The 18,632-nt window shown below is 62.5% G+C and carries 17 protein-coding genes; 8 read left to right on the forward strand and 9 right to left on the reverse strand.

What is annotated here, in order from left to right:
• Positions 1 to 155 precede the first annotated feature (155 nt).
• The 4 genes from minC (at position 156) to sbcB (ending at position 3,694) form a co-directional block, all read left to right on the forward strand.
• Entirely contained in the window at positions 156 to 914 is a 759-nt protein-coding gene (gene minC / locus HW452_RS05495) for a septum site-determining protein MinC (RefSeq protein ID WP_224105104.1), read from the forward strand.
• A 140-nt stretch (positions 915 to 1,054) separates the two neighbouring features.
• Positions 1,055 to 1,873: a septum site-determining protein MinD gene (gene minD / locus HW452_RS05500; protein WP_224105105.1), complete on the forward strand. Its 819-nt coding sequence runs from the start codon at positions 1,055 to 1,057 to the stop codon at positions 1,871 to 1,873.
• Positions 1,870 to 2,121, forward strand: a complete 252-nt coding sequence (gene minE, locus HW452_RS05505; RefSeq protein WP_018918334.1) for a cell division topological specificity factor MinE — start codon at positions 1,870 to 1,872, stop codon at positions 2,119 to 2,121. The genes minD and minE overlap by 4 nt, the downstream gene beginning before the upstream one ends.
• Positions 2,122 to 2,200: 79 nt before the next feature.
• Positions 2,201 to 3,694, forward strand: coding sequence for an exodeoxyribonuclease I (gene sbcB / locus HW452_RS05510; protein ID WP_224105106.1), 1,494 nt, complete (start codon positions 2,201 to 2,203; stop codon positions 3,692 to 3,694).
• A 15-nt stretch (positions 3,695 to 3,709) separates the two neighbouring features.
• Here sbcB and HW452_RS05515 read toward each other — a convergent pair whose 3' ends face one another.
• Positions 3,710 to 6,559 carry an insulinase family protein gene (locus HW452_RS05515; protein WP_425348086.1) on the reverse strand — a complete coding sequence of 950 codons (2,850 nt, stop codon included), beginning with the start codon at positions 6,557 to 6,559 and terminating at the stop codon, positions 3,710 to 3,712.
• The gene (locus HW452_RS05520; protein WP_224105107.1) at positions 6,559 to 7,245 is read right to left on the reverse strand and encodes an SOS response-associated peptidase; all 687 of its coding nucleotides are present in this window, start codon (positions 7,243 to 7,245) and stop codon (positions 6,559 to 6,561) included. Before HW452_RS05520 ends, HW452_RS05515 begins: the two co-directional genes overlap by 1 nt.
• Positions 7,246 to 7,434: 189 nt before the next feature.
• Between HW452_RS05520 and HW452_RS05525 the strand changes: the two genes are divergently transcribed.
• Both HW452_RS05525 and HW452_RS05530 read left to right on the forward strand, forming a co-directional pair.
• On the forward strand, positions 7,435 to 8,049 hold the full coding sequence (locus tag HW452_RS05525; RefSeq protein ID WP_224105108.1) for a TetR/AcrR family transcriptional regulator: 615 nt from the start codon (positions 7,435 to 7,437) through the stop codon (positions 8,047 to 8,049).
• A 53-nt stretch (positions 8,050 to 8,102) separates the two neighbouring features.
• Positions 8,103 to 8,717: a 1-acyl-sn-glycerol-3-phosphate acyltransferase gene (locus tag HW452_RS05530; RefSeq protein ID WP_263433577.1), complete on the forward strand. Its 615-nt coding sequence runs from the start codon at positions 8,103 to 8,105 to the stop codon at positions 8,715 to 8,717.
• On the opposite strand, the gene HW452_RS05535 is transcribed toward HW452_RS05530, so the two are convergent.
• Together HW452_RS05535 and HW452_RS05540 are read right to left on the reverse strand one after the other, a co-directional pair.
• Positions 8,714 to 9,991 (reverse strand): HlyC/CorC family transporter, encoded by a 1,278-nt coding sequence (locus HW452_RS05535; protein ID WP_224105110.1) that lies wholly within the window; start codon positions 9,989 to 9,991, stop codon positions 8,714 to 8,716. The two genes, HW452_RS05530 and HW452_RS05535, sit on opposite strands and share 4 nt — an antisense overlap.
• An 85-nt stretch (positions 9,992 to 10,076) precedes the next feature.
• Positions 10,077 to 10,874, reverse strand: a complete 798-nt coding sequence (locus HW452_RS05540; protein ID WP_224105111.1) for a cytochrome C assembly family protein — start codon at positions 10,872 to 10,874, stop codon at positions 10,077 to 10,079.
• A 208-nt stretch (positions 10,875 to 11,082) separates the two neighbouring features.
• On the opposite strand from HW452_RS05540, the gene ffh reads away from it, so the two are divergent.
• On the forward strand, positions 11,083 to 12,507 hold the full coding sequence (gene ffh, locus HW452_RS05545; RefSeq protein WP_224105112.1) for a signal recognition particle protein: 1,425 nt from the start codon (positions 11,083 to 11,085) through the stop codon (positions 12,505 to 12,507).
• 72 nt (positions 12,508 to 12,579) lie between these two features.
• On the opposite strand, the gene HW452_RS05550 is transcribed toward ffh, so the two are convergent.
• The 5 genes from HW452_RS05550 to HW452_RS05570 all read right to left on the reverse strand — a co-directional run bounded on the left by HW452_RS05550 (position 12,580) and on the right by HW452_RS05570 (position 17,303).
• Entirely contained in the window at positions 12,580 to 13,347 is a 768-nt protein-coding gene (locus HW452_RS05550; RefSeq protein WP_224105113.1) for a metallophosphoesterase, read from the reverse strand.
• Positions 13,348 to 13,371: 24 nt separating this feature from the next.
• On the reverse strand, positions 13,372 to 14,184 hold the full coding sequence (locus HW452_RS05555) for an ABC transporter permease (RefSeq protein WP_224105114.1): 813 nt from the start codon (positions 14,182 to 14,184) through the stop codon (positions 13,372 to 13,374).
• Positions 14,181 to 15,062 (reverse strand): ABC transporter permease, encoded by an 882-nt coding sequence (locus HW452_RS05560; protein WP_224105115.1) that lies wholly within the window; start codon positions 15,060 to 15,062, stop codon positions 14,181 to 14,183. Before HW452_RS05560 ends, HW452_RS05555 begins: the two co-directional genes overlap by 4 nt.
• 70 nt (positions 15,063 to 15,132) lie before the next feature.
• On the reverse strand, positions 15,133 to 16,266 hold the full coding sequence (locus tag HW452_RS05565) for an extracellular solute-binding protein (protein ID WP_224105116.1): 1,134 nt from the start codon (positions 16,264 to 16,266) through the stop codon (positions 15,133 to 15,135).
• A complete protein-coding gene (locus HW452_RS05570) occupies positions 16,263 to 17,303 on the reverse strand; it encodes an ABC transporter ATP-binding protein (protein WP_224105117.1) in 1,041 nt (346 codons plus the stop codon). Before HW452_RS05570 ends, HW452_RS05565 begins: the two co-directional genes overlap by 4 nt.
• Positions 17,304 to 17,520: 217 nt before the next feature.
• Between HW452_RS05570 and HW452_RS05575 the strand changes: the two genes are divergently transcribed.
• Positions 17,521 to 18,507, forward strand: a complete 987-nt coding sequence (locus HW452_RS05575) for a LacI family DNA-binding transcriptional regulator (RefSeq protein ID WP_224105118.1) — start codon at positions 17,521 to 17,523, stop codon at positions 18,505 to 18,507.
• Positions 18,508 to 18,632: the final 125 nt, after the last annotated feature.

The following is an 18,632-nucleotide window of genomic DNA, read 5'->3' on the forward strand; positions in this document are numbered from 1 at the left end:
GAAAAAAACAGCGGTTGTTGAACCGGCGGTTGCAGTCACCGGCGCTGTCGCTTAGCTTTGCCTTAGCGGGGTGTGATAGACATTGATTCTTTACCCTAAAAGGCGCCAAATTGGGCTACCTTTATCTTACCTGAACATGACATGGAGTTTCGGCTATGAGCCTCAACGCCGATAGTGCCGACGTGGCGTTTACCTTCAAAGGCGGCATGCTGCCGATGACCGTCATGGAGTTGACAAGCGCCGACCCCGAGCATATCCGTCGGCAACTGGCCGGTAAACTGTCTCAATCCCCCGCCTTCTTTCAGCATACACCGGTTGTGCTTAGCGTGGAAAAGCTTGATGAGCCGCACCTGGCGCTGGAAAGGATCTGCGCGGTCTGCCGGGACCACAAGCTCCTGCCGGTGGCCGTGCGCGGTGGTGCAGAGCCCGTTCGCCAGTCCGCCTGGGCGCTGGGGCTTGGCTGGTTTGCACCCGTCGAGGAGGGCCGGGCGCGAGCGCTTGAGAGCGTCAGCCCCACGCCGGCACCCACGATTGATGAGGCCAGCCAGGACGAAGTGGCCAGCGGTAAGATAGAGAGCTCTACGGGAGTGACGCGCCTTTATCGCGGCACCGTACGTTCCGGGCAGCAGGTCAGTGCCGCTGACGGCGACCTGGTGGTCATCGGGGCCGTCAACGCAGGCGCCGAGGTGCTGGCGGCGGGCAGTATTCATGTATACGGCGCACTGCGGGGGCGGGCGCTGGCAGGCATTCATGGCAATACCCATGCGGGTATCTACTGCCGCGAGCTTGAAGCGGAACTGCTGTCCGTTGCAGGGAACTACAAGCGGCTGGAAGATATCGACTCAAAGCTTCTGGGGTGCGCCGCTGAAGTTCACTTTACCGAAGAGCAGCTCGAGATCAAGCCGCTTGGCTGATGGCTCGGCGACCATGCGTAATGTCTGGCGACGTTGCGCTGTCTATCCGTTACAGTAAGGCATATTTATAACATTGATGTTTCCGTTATTCGTTCAGCCTCCAGTGCTCGCGATGAACGATTTCAAGAAGGATGTGAATCTTGGCTAAAATTATTGTGGTGACCTCAGGTAAAGGGGGGGTCGGCAAAACCACCAGTGCGGCGGCGATTTCAACCGGGCTTGCCCTGCGTGGTAAAAAGACCGTGGTAATCGATTTTGACGTGGGTCTGCGAAACCTTGACCTGATCATGGGGTGCGAGCGCCGGGTCGTGTATGACCTGGTCAACGTCATCCAGGGCGAGGCGGGGCTCAACCAGGCGCTGATCCGCGACAAGCGCGTCGAAAACCTCTACATCCTGCCGGCCTCGCAAACCCGCGACAAGGATGCGCTGACCCAGGAAGGGGTAGCGGAAATTCTCGAAAAGCTCAAGGAAGACTTTGATTTCATTATCTGCGATTCCCCCGCCGGTATCGAACGTGGTGCTCAGCTCGCCATGTACTTTGCCGATGAGGCGATCGTGGTGACCAACCCGGAAGTCTCCTCGGTGCGTGACTCCGATCGTATCCTGGGCCTGCTGGCGTCCAAGACCCAGCGTGCCGAGCGCGGTGGCGACCCGATCAAGGAGCACCTGCTGATTACCCGTTACAACCCCGAGCGGGTGACCACGGGGGACATGCTGACCCTTGAAGACATTCGTGAAATTCTCTCGGTCCACCTTCTTGGCCTGATTCCCGAATCAGAAGCCGTGCTGCGTGCCTCGAACCAGGGCGTGCCAGTGACTCACGATGCCGCAAGCGATGCGGGCCAGGCCTACAGCGACACGGTGTCGCGTCTGCTGGGTGAAGAGCTTCCGCTACGTTTCCACGAAGTGCAGCGCAAAGGCCTGCTGAGCCGCATGTTTGGAGGTAGCCGTCGATGAAACTCCTGGAGTTCTTGAAGCGTGAGCGCAAGAAATCCGCCTCGGTGGCCAAAGAACGGTTACAAATCATCGTGGCGCATCAGCGCAGTCAGCGCGGCCAGCCTGACTACATGCCGCTGCTTGAGCGCGAACTGCTCGAAGTCATTCGTCGTTATGTACATGTCGACGACAACGCCATTCAGATTTCTCTGGACAGCGAAGACAACTGCTCGGTACTGGAGCTGAACGTGACGCTGCCCAAGAGCTAGCAACCGCGCTGAAACGGGGCGGCGAGATACGCAACGGGTGTGCTAGGCTTGGTGTTTTTGCCCTGCGGAGTGCTTGTTCATGGCGCCATCCAATGCCGCCCCTGCCAGTTTCTTGTGGCATGATTATGAAACGTTCGGGGCCGATCCACGACGGGATCGGCCCGCTCAGTTTGCCGCCCTGCGAACCGATGCGGACCTCAACGAGATCGGCGAGCCGGTCGAGCTCTACTGCAAGCCGGCAGACGACTACCTGCCGCATCCGGCTGCCTGTCTAATTACCGGTATCACTCCGCAAAAGGCTCAGCGCCACGGTCTGCCGGAAGCGCAGTTCGCAAGCGAAGTGCAGCGTCACATGAGCGAGCCCGGTACCTGTGTGGCCGGCTACAACAGCCTGCGCTTTGACGATGAAGTCTCGCGCCACCTGTTTTACCGCAACCTGCTGGACCCCTACGCCCGCGAGTGGCAAAACGGCAACTCCCGCTGGGACCTGATCGACGTGGTGCGCGCGTTCCATGCCCTGCGCCCTGAAGGTATCGAGTGGCCGCTCAAGGAAGATGGCGCCCCGAGCTTCAAGCTCGAGGACCTCACCCAGGCCAACGGGATCGCCCACGAAGGCGCTCACGACGCGGTGGCCGACGTGCGCGCCACCATTGCCCTGGCGCGCCTCTTGAAGGCTCGTAATCCCAAGCTGTTCGACTACCTGCTGGGCCTGCGTGGTAAACGCGCCGTTGCCCAGCAGCTGGACCTGCCCAACGCCAAGCCGCTGTTGCATATCTCGCGCCGCTACCCGGCAAGTCGCGGCTGTAGCGCCCTGGTCATGCCGCTGGCCGAGCACCCCACCAACCCCAACGGGGTGATCGTCTACGATCTGAGCGTGGACCCCGCCGATCTGATGGCGCTGTCAGCGGAGGAAATCCGCAAGCGCGTGTTCGTCAGTCAGCAGGACCTCTCGGAAGGCGAAGCGCGTATTCCGCTGAAGGTGATTCATATCAACCGCTGCCCGGTCGTCTTTCCGGCCAGCGTGCTCAAGGATGTCGACGGCCCGCAAAAGGGCAGTTACGGCACGATTGTCGAGCGCCTGGGGCTGGATATCGTGACCTGCCGCCAGCACTGGAAGACCCTGCGAGAAGCGCGCGGCGTGGCGGCCAAGGTGGCCGAGGTTTTCACGTCAGGCTTCGAAGATGCCCCCCAGGACCCGGACCTGATGCTCTACAGCGGTCGTTTCTTTTCAGCGGCGGACCGCCAGCAGATGGATCGCGTGCGCGACATGGATCCATGGGATCTGGTGGGGCAGCGGTTCGCCTTTCAGGATGCGCGCCTTGAAGAGATGCTGTTTCGCTTTCGCGCACGAAGCTATCCAGAGACGCTGGAAGGTGAAGAGCGCGAGCAGTGGGAGGCGTTTCGCTGGATGCGCATCAACGACCCGGCGCTCACTGGCTTTACGCTCAAGGCGTTTGCCCGTGAGATCGAGCGCTACAACCAGCAGACGCTCGATGACCGCGAGCGCCAGATTCTCGAAGAGCTGGTGATGTACGTGGAGGCCATGATGCCCGCTCAGGCCTTTGACGCCTGAGCGGGTGAAAGGCGATCAGTCAGCTGCCTTGGCCAGCGGCGCGAGCCCCTCGCGGTAAGGTGCCACCGGGCTTGGCGTGTCGCCGGGGTTATAGCGCACGTCAAGCTGGTGGCCAAGCAGCGCAGGCCATACGGCTTGAATATCTTCCGCGCTCACTTCGAGCGCCAGCTCGGCAAGCGCTTCCCGACGGTCAAAGCGTATCTCGTCAAGTGCGGTGGCCTGCCAGTAGCGGTTGGCCATGCCGGCAAGGCTGGTGTCGCGCTGGCGCAGGCGGTCATGCACGGCCTGGCGATAGGGTGCGAGGGCTTCGTCATCCAGCTGGTCAAGCGCTTGGCCAGCCTCTTCCAGAAACGCATCCATGTGGGCGGCTACCTCGTCACTCTTCACGTCCGGCGACTGAACCAGCAGGGCAATGCCCGGCGCTTGCAGCAGGGGCGAGTAGCCCGCGTTGACGATATAGCCAAGCTGCTCTTCGGTGCGCAGGCGCTGGTAGAAAGGTGTTTCCAGCCACTGGGCGATGACGCTGACGACCGCCTGCTCCTTGAGGCTCTGATCGCGGCCTTGTAGATAGCGCAGCACCAGCGACTCCTCACGCGTGCTTTGCGGATTGAGTACGCGGAGCGTGTCGCTGACCGCCAGCGGCGTGAGTTGGGGGATGTCGGCGCGTGTCAGGCGCGGGCGCAACTGATTACGCATGATATCCGCCTGTTCCCGGGCAAGCTCGGCATCCAGGTTGCCTACCGCCATGGCGTCAGCATAAAGCCCGCCCAGGAAACGCTGGCGGAAATCCTCAAGATGGTGGCGCTCCAGGCGCTGGCTGGCGGCCAGAAGCTCGGTGGTGGACCATTGCGGTGTCAGCAGTGCTTCGCCCAGCGTGCGACTCGCCTGGCTTGCAAGCGCGGACTGCGGCGCATTGCGCCATTCACGCTGCAATTGATAGCGCACGCGTTCAAAGGCACTTTCGCTGATGTCGGCGGTTTCAAGCTGCTGGAGTGCTCGTTCGATCAACGGCGTCTGACCATCACGCCAGCCGGAAAACGACAGCGTCATGCCGCGGGCGTGAGGGTAGGCACTGAACGACTGCCCGGCAAGCCTGGCGGGGTAGAGCGATTCGTTCAGGCTGTCATTGAGCCAGCCCGCCAGCAGTTGGGTCAGCACCACCTCTTCCGGCGAATAGCTGGCGTCCGGGTACTGCAGGCTAAGGCGCCATTCGACGCTGGGCGTGTTGAAGCGTGAATCCTGCATGTGCCAGGCATTGAACGAGGGGGTATCGATCAACTGGCGAGGGCGCTCGTCCTGGCCCGTTACCAGGGCAAGGTCGCTGGCAATGAACGGGTTGGGCTCGGGCAGGGCAAGCCCGGTAAGCGCCTGGCCTGCCCCGGTCGGAGGCTGCTCGCGCCACTGTGTATTGAACCACGGCGAGATCGTCTCGCTTTCGATATCCGGCGCGGAGTAGAAGCGCAGCATGTTGTCCGGCGTCAGGGCATCCAGGTAGGCTTGCTCGCGCTCCCGGTCCGGTGCGTCCATGCGGTAAGGCGCGTATTGCACGTCCTCCACCGGATAGAGCGAAAGGCTCATGGAGAGGCGGGTCGCTTCCTGCTGGGGCGCGCCGTGCTGCTGGAAACGGAAGGCCTGCTCGCTGAGATCGCGCTGCTCGGCGTAGCGCCAGTCGTCCAGGCCCTGGCTGCGGATCTGCTCGATGGCAGCAAACAGCGTGGCCTGAATATCATCCAGACGCTCGGCACCGGCCGGCGTCAGGCTGATGGACACCGTAAACAGCGCATCCTTGCCGTCACCGCGGCCAACGCCAGCGGAGAGCCCGTCGGCGAGGCCCGCATCGCGCAGTACCGCCAGCAAGCTGCCCGCACCTTCATCACCCAGCAGGTGAGCGATCAACTGGGTAGGCTTGCTGCGGTACTCGTCTGTGGGGTCGGGAATCGGGAAGTAGAAGCGCAGCTGGCGGCGGTCCTGCAGCGACTGGCGTTCCACGTAGCGCGGCAGCGTGCTGGCATCCACCAAAGGGGCATCGATGACAGGTACATCCAGGCCGTTATCCGGGATATCGGCAAAGCGCTCAACCACCCACGCTTCCAGCGTATCCAGCGGCTGGGGCGCAACAACCGCCAGATTCATCACGTTGGCATCGTAGTGATCGTGATAGAAATCGATCACCCGTTCGCGCAGCGTGGCTTCGCCTTCCGGTGGATTGGCCAGGGTCTCGCGGCTGCCAACGGCAAAGCCCGTGGTCGGGTTATCCGGGTTGAGCAGCTGATCGAGCACATCGTTTTCGCGCCGCGACTCGTCGCGGATGCGGGCCATGTACTCGGAGTGGACGATATTGCGCTCGCTCTCCAGGTGGTCGGCATTGAACAGCGGCGAAAGAAAGAACTCGCTGAACCGGTCAAGCGCACCGGGCAGGGCGGAAGGCTCGATATCGAAGAAGTAGTTGGTGTCCTGCTGGGCGGTAAAGGCATTGTGCGAGCCCGCATGATCGGAAATATAGCGCTGGTAGGCGTCCGGTTCCGGGTAGGGTTCGGTGCCCAGAAACAGCATGTGCTCGAGAAAGTGGGCAAGCCCTGAAAGATCGTCCGGGTCCTGGGCGCTGCCCACGCGGACATTCATCGAGGCGGCGGCCTTGTCGGCTTCCGGGTCGCTGACCAGCAGCGCCTGCAGGCCGTTTTCAAGGGTCAGCACGCGGTAGTCGCGACTATCGAATGGGCTTGCGATCGGTGTTACCACCTCTTCCACCGGATCATCGCTGGCTGCCAGGGCGCTCGAGGCGAGCCCCAGGGTACTCAGGGTCGCGACCATGACCAGGTGCGGATAGAAGGCGTGTTCAGAGACGATACTCTTGGGTCGTAACATCATGGCTCCTGTGAGATGGACCACTGCAACATGGGCCCGATCGGATGGGCGCAAGCGGCGGATTGATAGGCAGGATTATTGACATGCTTAGATACCGGAAAAGCGCCCAACAGTTCCAGAGGCGCAGGCGTCAACAGCGCATTCACCGCATCGACAGGGCTTTGCGGGTCAAGCCAGGTATGAAGTGCGTGCTCGGGAATCACGACCGGCAAGCGGTCGCTCAGCGGGGCAAGGCAGGCGTTGGCCGGCACGCTGATCAAGGCCATTGAATCGGTGAAGGCAGTCAGCGTGGTGTGATAGCGGCACCACAGCGCCCCCAGCAGCAGCGGTGCACGGCTCACCTGGGTGACAAGGTAGGGCTGCTTGTTGCGCAGCGACACTTTCCAGATATAAAAGCCGCTGACCGGAATCACGCAGCGCCTTGCCTGAAAGGCCTCATGGAACATGGCCTTCGAGCCCAGGGTTTCGGCCCGGGCACAGTGGGGGGCGTGATCCAGTACCTTGAGCCAGGGCGGCGTCAGCCCCCAGAAAACCGGCTGTAGCTGATAGTCGCCCTGAGCCAGGCGAATGGCCGATACCGGCTGGCGAGGCGCCAGATTGGGCGATTCGATCAGCGGTGACGTGATCTCGAGCGAAGGCACTAGACGCGCAAGCGATAGGTTTTGCACGTGTAGGCGTCCTGTCATGCCTGCCTCCTTGAGCAGAATCGGCATCATCATGCAATGAGCGGGTAAATGGCGCACAATAATGCACGAAATGTAACGCTTTAGTATCGAAAACAGTGTTCGATGTAAGGTATCCTATATTACCCCTTGCTCACGCTAAAGCGCGGTGAGGCATTCTTATCTGTTTGCCGTTGACCTGAAGAGATCGCCATGGCTCGTCCTAGACAGCATGCGCCCGATGCCCTCCATGCGCAGGTCATGCACGCTTGTGATGAATGGCTGGCCAAGCAGCCAGTCCATGGTCTGTCACTGCGTGCCCTGGCTAGAGAGGTCGGCTGTGCGCCCAGCACGCTGCTGAAACTGTACGGCAGCTTCAACAATCTGTTGCAGCACGTCAATGTTGAAACGTTGGCTGGCTTGCAGCATACCATCGCGTCGCTTGCCGAGGATGACCCCGAACCCTGGCTGCGTTCGCTGGCGCACGCGTATTGGCACTTCGCCGAGCAGGATTGTTACCGCTGGCAGTTGCTGTTCGATTACCCCCTGGCCCAGGAAGGTGAGCTCGATCAGCGCCAGAGCGACCTGATCGAAGCACTGTTCACCCAGGTGGAAACCTCCCTGACCAAGTATCAGCCAAGCCTGGATGACCTTGAGGCGCGCCGGCTTGGGCGCACGCTGTGGGGAAGCGTGCACGGGCTGGTGCAGCTGGGGTTGAACGAGCGGCTGGGCTACTGGCAGGGCCAGCAGCTAAAGGTGGACGAGCTGCTGGATCAACTGGTCAGCACGGTGCTGGCCGGACTCAGGCAGCGGGAGCCGACAGCGTGAAAGGGGGAGTCAAGGCGATCCGGCACGCGCTGCGCTGGCTGATTTATGTGGCCATGCGGTCATGCTATCGCCTGCGCATTCGTGGCAGCCATCACATACCCAGGCAGGGCGCGGCCCTGGTGGTGTGCAATCACGTAAGCTTCATGGATGCACTGGTGCTGGGTGGGGCAAGCCCCAGGCCGCTGCGCTTTGTGATGGACCAGCCGATTTTTGATTCGCCGGGGCTCAAGTGGTGGTTCCAACTGGTCGGTGCCATTCCTATCGAGTCCGAGCGGCGCAGCCCCGGTGCCTTGCGCCGTACCCTCGATGACGTCAGCCGGGCCCTTCAGCAAGGCGAGGTGGTCATGGTGTTTCCCGAAGGCCGGTTGACGCCAGACGGTGAGATTCATGCGTTCCGGCGCGGCCTGGAAACCATCCTGGCGCGGGATGACGTGCCGGTCATTCCCGCGGGACTTGCCGGACTCTGGGGATCATGGACATCGCATTTTAACGGCAAGGCGCTGAAAAAGTGGCCCAGCCGCTTTCGGGCGCCGGTGAGCCTGCACTTCGGGCCGCCGATCAACAGGCAGATGATCGAGGGCGTGGCGCTGCGCAGTTATCTGGAGGAGCAGGTGCGTGACCTGAAGGCGGCCGCCGACCAGGATATCGGCCACCGCCCTGCCGACTAGGGGCGCCGAGGCAGGCGGATTTTCTGCCAGCAGCGGGCGGAGGTGATCAGGTTGTCGCGAATCTCCAGAATCTCCATTCGCGTATTGCCGATCTGCAGGCAGGCAGGGCCTTCCGGGAAGGCCTCGAGATGTTCAAGGATCAAGCCATTGAGCGTTTTCGGGCCATCGGTGGGCAGATGCCAGCCAAGCATCTTGTTGATCTCACGAATATTGGCGGTGCCTTCGATGACATGGCTGCCGTCATCCTGCTGGTGAATCTCGTCATCTTCGGAAACATCGGTGGTGAACTCGCCGACGATCTCTTCCAGAATATCCTCGAGCGTCACCAGACCCTCCACATCGCCATACTCATCCACCACGATGCCGATACGTCGCTTCTGCTTCTGGAAGTTCAAAAGCTGGGTATGCAGCGGCGTGGATTCGGGAATGAAGTAGGGCTCGCGGGCTTCCTGAACGATGGCCGCCTTGGTGACCTCGTCGCGGGATAGAAAACGCGCGGCATTGCGCAGGTGGAGCATGCCGATGATGTTGTTGATATCGCCCTTGTAGACGGGCAGGCGCGTATGCTGGCTGGTGCGGATCTGGGTAAGAATGTCTTCCAGAGAGTCATCCAGGTCGATGCCCAGCACTTCGTGGCGCGGCACCATGATGTCGTTGACCGTGACGTTCTCGAGATCCAGGATTGACAGCAGCATCGCCCGGTGGCGATAGGGAATCAGCGTGCCCGCTTCGTGCACCACGGTGCGCAGCTCGTCGCGAGTCAGGCTGTCGCCGCCGTTCTCCACGCTTTTCACGCCGAGTATTCGAAGCAGGCCGTTTGAAATGATGTTGACCAGCCAGACCAGCGGATACAAGAGCTTGAGTAGCGGCTCCAGGGCCATGGACGTGGGATAGGCGATGCGTTCGGGCTTGATCGCCGCATAGGTCTTCGGCGTGACTTCGGCAAAGATGAGGATGGTGATGGTCAAAAGTGCCGTGGAAATGGCCGGGCCCGAGACATCGCCGAAAAAGTGAATGGCGATGATGGTGGCAATCGAGGCAGCCAGGTTGTTGACGAAGTTGTTGCCGATCAGAATGACGCCGATCAGCCGGTCCGGCCGGGTCAGAAGACGCATGACCCGTTTGGCACGTCGGTCGCCGCTATTGGCCTGATGACTCAGGCGGTAGCGGTTGATCGACATCATGCCGGTTTCAGAGCTGGAGAAGAAGGCAGACAGTAGTACAAGCAAGCCTAGCAGGCCGAACAGTAACCCCAGAGGGAAGTCATCGCTCAAGTCGAAATTCCTTTATGCCGTATCAAGCTCGATTTGTAGAAGTTAGGGGGTGGCCTGTCAAGACCACCATGGCCGGGTATACATCTTAACGATTGAGCAGAATTTCAAGCACGAACTTGCTGCCGAAATAGGCCAGGACCAGCAGCGCGCCGCCGCCCAGGGTCCAGCGTACCGCGCGCATGCCGCGCCAGCCGAAAAGGTAACGACCGATCAGTAGTGTAGTGAAGATGACCCAGGCGGCCAGCGACAGTACGGTTTTATGCAGCAGGTGCTGGGCAAAGATATTATCCAGAAAGATGAAGCCGCTCAGAATCGAAAGCGTGAGCAGCACGACACCCGCCCATACCAGCTCGAACAGCACACGCTCCATGGTGGTGAGCGGCGGCAGCGACTGGACGATGCCGCGAATATGATGATGGCGCAGCGCCTGGTTCTGCAGGCCCACGAGCACTGCCTGGGCAGCTGCGATGGCAAGCATCGCAAAGGCCAGCGCCGAGCTTACGGCATGGAGCAGAATGCCGGGTGTCAGGCCCGTATGGCCGGCATGGTTGGGTAGCCAGGTAGCACTGATCAGCGCCACCCCCGCCAGCGGAAACAGCACGATGCTGGCGTTGAGTACCGGCTTGAAAAGGCTTGCAATCAGCAGCACATTGACGGCCACGGCCATGAACAGCGTCGCGCTGGTGGTAAATCCAGGCAGAAGGCCCGGGGCCTGGGTCATCAGCTCCACCACCACCGGAATGTGCAGCAGAAGCCCGAGTGCCCCAAGCAGGCGCACCATGCCCTGGCGAGGCGGTACGCGACGGAAAAGCGTCATGCCCTGCCAGATAGCAGCGGCAACGTAGAGTATAAAAGCGATGGTGGCGAAAGGCAGCGCCTGCATGATGCTATCCGTGCGCGAGGCCGCGCGTTGCAGTGAAAACAGTCACGTTAGAGTAGTTCTGACTACTATAACCAATCGAGGCCGTATCGCACAGCCATCGTTAGCCAATGCGCTCAGCCATGGAGACTCCTGGCTTGAGCGCGTATAATCCATGCACATCAGTCCAGAGGCGCAGGCGCCCGGCGACAGCGACGGAGGCAGAGGCCCCATGTTTCAGAATCTCAGTGAGCGTCTTTCCCAGACGCTGAAGTCGATCAAGGGTCAGGCGCGCCTGACCGATGACAATATCAAGGACACCCTGCGCGAAGTGCGCAAGGCGCTGCTCGAAGCCGATGTGGCGCTGCCAGTGGTAAAGGCCTTCATCGAGCGCGTGCGCGAGCGGGCCGTGGGGCAGGAAGTCTCCAAGAGCCTGTCTCCGGGCCAGCAGTTCGTCAAGATCGTCCAGCAGGAGCTCGAGACGATCATGGGCGAGGCCAACGAAGGCTTGGCCCTCAAGGGCTCGCCGGCGGTCGTGCTGATGGCGGGTCTGCAGGGGGCGGGTAAAACCACCTCGGTAGCCAAGCTCGCCCGTTTCCTGCGCGAGCGCGAGAAGAAGAAGGTCCTGGTGGTGTCGGCAGACGTCTATCGCCCGGCGGCCATCGATCAGTTGGAGACGCTCGCCAAGGAGGTCGAGGTCGACTTCTTCCCCTCGCGCTCCGACCAGAAGCCGGTGGATATCGCCGAGGCGGCCATCAAGCACGCCAAGATCCAGTTCCATGACGTGGTGCTGGTGGATACTGCCGGCCGCCTGGCCATCGATGACGCCATGATGGCGGAGATCCAGGCGCTGCATAAGGCGATCTCGCCCCAGGAGACGCTGTTCGTCGTCGATGCGATGACCGGCCAGGACGCCGTCAATACCGCCAAGGCGTTTCACGATGCGCTGCCGCTGACCGGGGTGATTCTCACCAAGGCCGACGGTGATGCCCGCGGCGGTGCGGCGCTGTCGGTTCGCCACATTACCGGCAAGCCGATCAAGTTCATGGGGGTCGGCGAGAAGGTCGACGCTCTCGAGCCGTTCCACCCGGACCGAGTCGCGTCGCGCATCCTCGGCATGGGCGACATGCTCTCGCTGATCGAGGAAGCCGAGCGTACGGTCGACAAGGACAAGGCCGCCAAGCTTGCCAGCAAGGTCAAGAAGGGTGACGGCTTCGATCTTGAAGACTTCCGCGACCAGCTCCAGCAGCTCAAGAAGATGGGCGGCATGGGCGGGCTTCTGGGCAAGCTGCCCGGCATGGGTCAGATGGCCGAGCTGGCCCAGGGCCCGGGCCCGGAAAAGGAGCTTGGCAAGCTCGAAGCGCTGATCAACTCCATGACGCCCAAGGAGCGCCGCGCGCCGGATATCATCAACGGCTCGCGCAAGCGCCGCATCGCGGCTGGCGCCGGCCTTCAGGTGCCGGATCTCAATCGCCTGCTCAAGCAGCACAAGCAGATGCAGAAGATGATGAAAAAAGCCGGCAAGAAAGGCGGCATGCAGAAGATGATGCGCGGCATGTCCGGCATGATGGGCGGCGGTGGCCCTGGTGGCCCCGGTGGTATGGGCGGCATGGGCGGAGGCGGCATGGGTGGCCCGGGCGGCCTGCCCTGGCGCTAGGCGTACGCTTATCCCCCGTGGCGGGCCGGCAAGGCCCGCGCTCTGAAAGCCAGCACCCTCGGGTGCTGGCTTTTACATGATATGACGCAGGTGGACCAGCACGCTGCCGTCCGGCTGGCAGTAGTGCAGCGGGTAGGAGTAGCTCACCTGACTTTCAGTAGGCGCGGCCGTGCTACCGGGCACCAGGTGGTACTGAAACGCCGGGCTGCCGGCGATGGCGCCGTAGTGCGCCCCCCAATGTATGTGCAGCGGCTGATGGATATGTCCGCAGAGTATGCGCTTGGGCGAGGCGTCGATGATCGCCGTGAAGCGCTCACGGCCCTCGATCAGGCTATAGGCGTCCCAGTGCGGATTGCCCGTCGAAAAGGGCGGGTGGTGCATGACCAGAAAGACCAGCGGCTGCGTCTTTTCAAGCTCGCGCTCGAGCCAGTCCAGGCGCTTGCCACACAGCGCCCCTTCGGGACGTCCAGCCACGACCGAATCCAGGCCGAGCAGTGTCACGCCACTCATGTCCACCCGCGAGTGCAGAAACTCGCCCTCCTGCAACCCCGCAAGCCGCTCGCCCAGCACGCAGCGCATGGCCTCTCGCCGGTCGTGGTTACCGGGCACGGCCAGGACCGGCATGGGCAATGGTTCCAGCAGTTCGCGGATCTGCCGGTAGTCCTCCTCCGTGCCGCCGTCGGCAAGATCCCCGCTGATGACGACCAGGTCCGGCCGCGGTGCAAGGCTCAGTAAATCGCGTGCGATCCGCTCGACGACTAGGCAGATATCGCGGGGCGCCTGGCCGGTTTCGGAGCGCTGGGTATAAAGGTGCAAATCGGATAAATGGGCAATCAGCATCGATGCAGGACTCACTTGAAGAATTCAACGGCCGACCCGGGAGAGAACATCGGCCTTCAGAAAGCGCTCGATCACCAGCATGAATCCCACCGAGGGAATCAGCAGAATCAGCGCGGTAATTGCCGCGACCTGGTAGTTGCCGCCCATGGAGGCATTGAACATCAGAAGCGGCAGCGTGGTGATTTCCGGCGCACCCACGAAGAAGGTGCCGGTAAACTCATCGATACTGTCCAGAAACACGAAGATCGACGCGGCCAGAAGCCCGGGCAGCGCCTGGGGCAGGGTGACATCGAAAAAGCTGCGCAGAGGCGATGCCCCGAGGTTGCGCGCGGCCTCTTCCAGTGAGCGGTCCACGGCCGAGAACGCCGCGGTGGCGATCCACACGGCATACACAAGCCCGGGTAGCGAGTGCACCAGCACCACGCCCACCAGCGTGCCGTTGAGCCCCCACTGGTAGAAGATCGCCGCGATGTTGACGAAGATCGGCAGGTTAGGAAATGCCTGGGGCAGCAGAAACACCAGCATGATCACGCTGCGCCCCGGCAGCGCCTGACGCGCCAGGGCGTAGCCGGCAGGGATGGCCAGTGCCATGGAAAGCAATACGGCCGAACAGGCCACCAGCACGGTATTGAACAGCGACGTCCAGGCGCCGGCGCGGGGGCGAAATACACGCTCCCAGAAAGCGAATCCCCAGCCCGTGGGCAGCCGGTTGGGGTAGAACCACTGCTCGGCAAACGCCCACATGGCCAGGTTCAGAAGCGGCCCGAACACGATGAACGCCATCAGGCCCAGCGCCGCGCCCAGGCCCAGTCGGGTAAGCCATCGCGACGTCATCATCGGGTGGCCTCCCGGCGAAGGGTCAGGCGCAGGTAGAACCACGCCGTCACGGCGGTCAGCGCGTAGGAGAAAAGCCCCAGAGCGTTGGCGATGCCGTAGTCGCCGTAGTAGGTGATACGGTGAGCCATCATCGAGGTCATCATGGTGGGATTGCCTGAAATCAGCATCATGGGTACCGACAGCACCGAGAGCATGGCGACCAGCGAGAGAATCAGCCCCACCCACAGCGTGGGCGCGGCCTGGGGCAGCACGATCTGGAACAGGCAGCGCAGGCGGCCGGCGCCGGCGTTACGCGCAGCTTCTATATGGCTTTGCTCGACCGCCGCCATGGCGCCGGCCAGCAGCAGCGTGACAAACGGAATCTGCTTCCAGGCGAACGTGAGCACCAGGCCACGCCAGTCAAGAAAGCTCTGGGCACTGCTTGAGGCCATCAGCCCGGTTTCCACCAGCACGTTATTCATCATGCCGTTGGTGGCCAGAAACGACCGGGCAAGCTGCCCGGTCACCACGAACGGAATGAACAGCGGCCAGCGGTACAGCCAGCGCAACGCACGCACCGCCCAGGGAGTCGCGCCCAGCGTCAGATAGCCTGCAATCGCGATGGACATGGCCGCGATAAGCGCAAGTGACGCCGATACCACGCCCAGCGAGAACAGCATGTCGCGACCATAAAGCGAAAACGCGCGTACCACGTGCTCGGTAGTCCAGGCGCCGCTGCCGTCACGAAAGGCCGTGACCAGCGAGCGTATCAGCGGCAGCGCATACAGCAGCGTGATGGCCGTCAGCGCCGGCAAAACCAGCAGCAGGCCCAGGCTTATTCGAGGCAGGCGCCGGCCGGGTATCGGCAACGAGGGGGCGTGAGAGAACGACGTCGTCATGAGAGCCTTCCGTAATAAAGGAGGGCGCAAGGCCCTCCCGAATGGAGCATCGCGGGTGGTGCCTTGTCACCTAGTGGCTGACATGGCGCTCGTAGGCTTCCAGAATGGCGCGGAAGTAGTCGGCCTGGGGCATGGACAAACCGCGCTCGGCCAGCGTCTCCGGCGTCACGTCCGAGTAGAGCTGTGCCCACTGTGCGTCGCTCAGTTCATCGCGCACGTGCTCGGCGTCGATGCCGGGGAACCAGTTGAACCGGCCGACGATGCCTTCTGCCTGAACCTCGGGGCTGGTGGCAAGGGCGATGAACTCGGCAGCAAGCTCGGCGTGTTCGGCGCGCTCGGGAATCACGTAGTACATCGGCTGACCCGGCATGCCGGGCTCCAGCAGCAGCAGGCGAAAGTCAGGGTTCAAGCGGCCATCGGCCATCCAGGTGTAGTACATGTCCATCCACACCGGCCCCATGGCGATCTCGCCACGGTTCATGGCGTCCATGGTGCCGGCATTGCCGGGCGTCAGGGTGACGTGCTGGTTGAAGGTGCGCAGTTGATCGAGTGCCTGCGCCCAGTGCTCGGGGGCGCCCTCTTCCCAGGGGCCGTTCTGCAGCGTGTCCATCATGTCGGTGAAGGCGTACATCCAGCCGAACACGAAACCCACGCCCGCCATGCCGCCGGTAATGCCGTTGTAACCAAACTGCCCCGGATGCTCCTCGACCCACTCGGCCAGCGCCTGATAGCTCTGGGGCGGCTGTTCGAGCAGCGCCGGGTTATAGGCGATGGCAATCTGGCTCTGGAACATGGGCATCACATAGCCTTCCACATCGATGCCCAGCGCATTGCGCGCACTCCCGGCGCTGGCAAGCGCGCCTGTCGGCAGATCATCCACATAGCGGCTCAGCAGGGCCTCTTCGGCCATCTGCCCGGCCATGCGCTGGTGAATGACCGCCACGTCCACGCCCCAGGTGGCGTTTTCACGCTGGGCGCTCAGGGTTTCGTAGATGGCCTGGCTGCCGGCATCACCGGGGCCGGTGCCCAGGGCGCGAACGCGTACGTCCGGATGGGCGGCCTCAAAGCGCGGGGCGAGAAACTCGTTGATGTACTCGACCATGTTGTCATCGCCCGCCGTGAACACGTTGAGCGTTGTGGTGGCCATGGCCGGGGCGGCAATGGCGCTGGTCAGCAGGCCAAGGGCAAGGGCTAGGGGTTTCATGCAATATCCTCGTGTCGATCAAGTGGCGGCAGGTGCCGGTCATCCGGCCCGAAAGGAATCAGGGCCGATTCGGGCACCTGGAGAACGGCAAAGGTACCCGGTGCAACCGATGTCGCGGAGGTGGCGAAGAGTTCGGCATCGACGGTGTCGATCGAGACGTGGTAGCCGTCGCCGGTATACACGCACTCGATAACGCGACCCTTGCGGGTAAGCGCTGCCGGGCGCACGGGTTCGTTGATGCGCGCATCGCGGGTGCGAAAACCGAAAGTGACCGCCTGACTGGCCACCACGGGATCCTGCGCATGGCGGGTAACGGTGTTGTCGACACCGAGAAAACGCGCCGCGCCAAGATCGGCCGGCTGCTCATACAAGGCTTGCGGGGCGGCGACCTGGACCATCTTGCCCGAACGCATCAGCACGATCTGGTCGGCCATCTGCAGGGCCTCTTCCTGGTCATGGGTCACCATGATGGTGGTGATCCCCAGCGACTTCTGCAGGCGGCGCAGCTCACTGCGCAGGCTGCGCCGAATGGCGGCATCCAGGTTGGAAAGTGGCTCGTCGAGCAGCAGAAGCGGCGGGTCGATGATCAGGGCACGCCCCAGCGCGATTCGCTGGCGCTGCCCGCCGGAGAGCTCTGTGACCGCACGCTCCTCGAAGCCGGCAAGCTCCAGGCGCTCCAGTGTCTTTGCCACCTTGCGCGCCCGCTCGGCGCGCGCGACGCCACGAAGCTTCAGCGGGTAGCCGAGGTTCTCCGCTACGCTCATGTGCGGCCAGAGCGCGTAGGACTGAAACACCATTGCCGTCTCGCGCTTCTCCGGCGGCAGGTGGGTCAGGGTACGGCTACCCAGGCGAATCTCGCCGCCTCGCAGCGGTGTGAAGCCGGCAATCGCGCGCAGCAGTGTGGTCTTGCCGCATCCCGACGGCCCGAGCAGGCAGGTGAAACTTCCCGGTGCCACGTCAAGACGGATGCCATCCAGGATACGCTGCCGGCCCAGATCCACCGTCACATCAGTCAGGGTCAGCGCTTCGGTGCTCATAGGCGGGCTCCATGGGATAAGGTCGTTTTGAAAGCGCGTGCAAAAATGCGCATGGGCGTATCCTAGAGCGCCTGGATGACGTTTTGATGTACGCTCAAGACACTTCCAAGAACACTTCCAAAAACACTTCTTGAACACAGAAGGAGTGCTAGGATGGCAGCCTTATCAAGCTAAAAGAGCGCGCGACGATGCTTGAACCCTTCAAGGCAGATAAGCGATGCCCATGCGGGTAACGGCGGATGACGTGGCTCGCGCCGCTGGAGTGTCACGGGCCATGGTGTCGCGCGCGTTCACGCCCGGCGCCTCGATCTCGGTGCGAAAGCGTGAGCACGTGCACCGCGTGGCTCAGACACTTGGCTATCGGCCCAACCTGATCGCCCGTGGGCTGACCGGTCAGCGCACCGGGCTGATCGCGGTGGTGGTGGGGGAGATATCCAGGCCTTACGAGGCGTGGCTTCTGGAGCATCTGGTCAAGGCGCTGAGTGCGCACGGCTATCAGCCGCTGCTCTTGGCGGTCGAAGGCGCCAATCTGACCGAGATGCTCGATCACGCCCTGGCCTATCAGGTGGACGGCGCCATCGTTGCCGCCGGGTCGGTCAGCCGGGAAATTGCTGACAGGTGTCGCGCCTCAGGCGCGCCGCTGGTGCTGATCGGCCGGGTGCTCGACCAGGGCGGTATCGATGCGGTGTGCTGCGACAATAGAGAAGGCATGCGCCTGCTCGCTGCCCGCTTGGCCGGGCAGGGGCGTCGGCGACTCGCCTGGCTGGGCGGCACGCCGGACACCTTTTCAGACCAGGAGCGTGACCAGGCGCTCGAAGCCGCGCTTTTGGACCACGGCTTGACGCTCACGGCCCGGCGGCGGGGAGACTTCTCGCAGGCAAGCGGCGTGGAAGAGGGCGGATGGCTGCTGGATGCCGGACTCGACCTGGACGCCATCCTGTGTGCCAACGACGCCATGGCGCTCGGCGTGCTGGACGCTGCCGCCCAGCGCGGCATTCATGTGCCGGACGCACTGGCGGTGACCGGGTTCGACGACATACCCGCCGCGGCTCTGGGGCGCTGTGCGCTTACCACGATACGCAACCCGGTGAATGAGACGGCACAAGCGGCACTTCGCCTGCTGAACGCCCGGCTGCAGACCCCGGGGCTGGCGGCTCAGGTGGTGAGAGTGGATGTTGCGCTCATCGAACGCATCAGTGCCTAGCATCGGTGGCGAAAGACCGGCGTATATCCGCGTGCCGCGGCGGTTGACGTATTGTGAGTTTTCTGGCTGTCAGGCTTTCCAAGCCGGGCACATTTGCGTAGAATGCGGCCTCTTCATGCGTGGGT

The sequence above is a fragment of the Vreelandella aquamarina genome, from assembly GCF_020075495.1.
In the GTDB taxonomy this organism is placed as follows: Bacteria; Pseudomonadota; Gammaproteobacteria; order Pseudomonadales; family Halomonadaceae; genus Vreelandella; species Vreelandella aquamarina_A.